Source organism: Bacillus sp. RC252, assembly GCF_044909215.1.
GTDB classification, from domain to species: Bacteria; Bacillota; Bacilli; order Bacillales; family Bacillaceae_G; genus Bacillus_A; species Bacillus_A mycoides.
Map to the genome: position 1 here is coordinate 1 of NZ_JBIYDV010000058.1, position 1,233 is coordinate 1,233.

The 1,233-nt window shown below is 43.3% G+C and carries 2 protein-coding genes and 1 pseudogene; 2 read left to right on the forward strand and 1 reads right to left on the reverse strand.

Going from position 1 to position 1,233, the window contains the following annotated elements; all coding sequences use genetic code 11:
* Window positions 1–335 precede the first annotated feature (335 nt).
* A complete protein-coding gene (locus ABH960_RS29510; protein ID WP_000237377.1) occupies window positions 336–551 on the forward strand; it encodes a hypothetical protein in 216 nt (71 codons plus the stop codon).
* Between the two features lie 30 nt (window positions 552–581).
* Entirely contained in the window at window positions 582–971 is a 390-nt protein-coding gene (locus ABH960_RS29515; protein ID WP_404449985.1) for a hypothetical protein, read from the forward strand.
* Here the strand turns inward: ABH960_RS29515 and ABH960_RS29520 are convergent.
* Window positions 908–1,045 (reverse strand): annotated as a pseudogene (locus ABH960_RS29520) (exosporium leader peptide-containing protein); the annotation flags it as partial. The gene ABH960_RS29515 and the pseudogene ABH960_RS29520 sit on opposite strands and share 64 nt — an antisense overlap.
* Window positions 1,046–1,233: the final 188 nt, after the last annotated feature.

The following is a 1,233-nucleotide window of genomic DNA, read 5'->3' on the forward strand; positions in this document are numbered from 1 at the left end:
ATAAGATGGGGCGCTGTATGCGATGAAAGTCGCACGTACAGTGTTAAGCGGGGGAAAAGATGGAGATAACTTCAAAGTCTTACCTATCGCAACTAGTAGGGTGTAGATTAAATAGGACCTGTTGTATGGAACAAGTCCTTTCAAAAATGACAACAGATAATGAATGGGGGTTACTTGAACATTTCTATTAGTGGTAACTAGATCCCATTCGTTGGATGCTACGAAATTTCATTTGAAAGGAACATCCCAATGATAAGATGAGCACTGTAAATCTGTGCTCATCTTATCAGAAATTGCTTAGTCCTTAAAAATAAAACCGTTACGGACAATTCACAATGGTAATAGTGACGTTTGCCATTGTTCCAGGAGAATCAAGAAGTGAAGCAGTAACGGTTACTGTTCCAGGCCCATTAGCGGCTAGAAATACAGCGGTAAAGTTACCTGAAGCATTGGTAATGACAGCAAGAGGAACCATGAAAGCAAGAGAAGGGTTACTAAATGAAAAACTGACTACTACTCCTGGAGTAGGACTACCGTTTACTAATACTTGACCCGAAAAAAATAAAGTATTATTTCCTTGAGTGGATACACATGCTGTGGTTTCGTTAGAAGTCAAGGTAATAGATGCAGGCCCAGCAGGAAGATTAAATCCAGTTGGTCCAGTTGGTCCAGTTGGTCCAGTTGGTCCAGTTGGTCCAGTTGGTCCAGTTGGTCCAGTTGGTCCAGTTGGTCCAGTTGGTCCGGTTGGTCCGGTTGGTCCGGTTGGTCCGGTTGGTCCAGTTGGTCCGGTTGGTCCAGTTGGTCCGGTTGGTCCGGTTGGTCCGGTTGGTCCGGTTGGTCCAGTTGGTCCGGTTGGTCCAGTTGGTCCGGTTGGTCCAGTTGGTCCGGTTGGTCCAGTTGGTCCAGTTGAACCAGTTGAACCGGTAGCACCAGTAGCTCCTGTAGAACCGGTGGGACCAGTAGGGAATTGAAAGGGTTGAACAGGTGGAAGTGTAGGTCCAATAGAACTCGGATTAAGTGCAGCAAAAGATAAAAACTCGTCCATTATATATCACCTCTAAAAATCGTATTACTAATAGTAAATGTAATGATAGAGCAAAGTGAAATGGACAAGTGGCTGTATTTTAATAAATTAAACAAAATAGTTATTTGCGCGACACGTTTCCTTATAAGTGTGTAAACACGAAATAGGAGGGTTATCAATTTGATAACAACAACTGATTGACTGAAAGT

Bases quoted from the DNA above. Each gene is read 5' to 3' on its own strand.
- ABH960_RS29510 (WP_000237377.1), top strand. From the start codon at position 336: ATGGTAATAGTGACGTTTGCCATTGTTCCAGGAGAATCAAGAAGTGAA.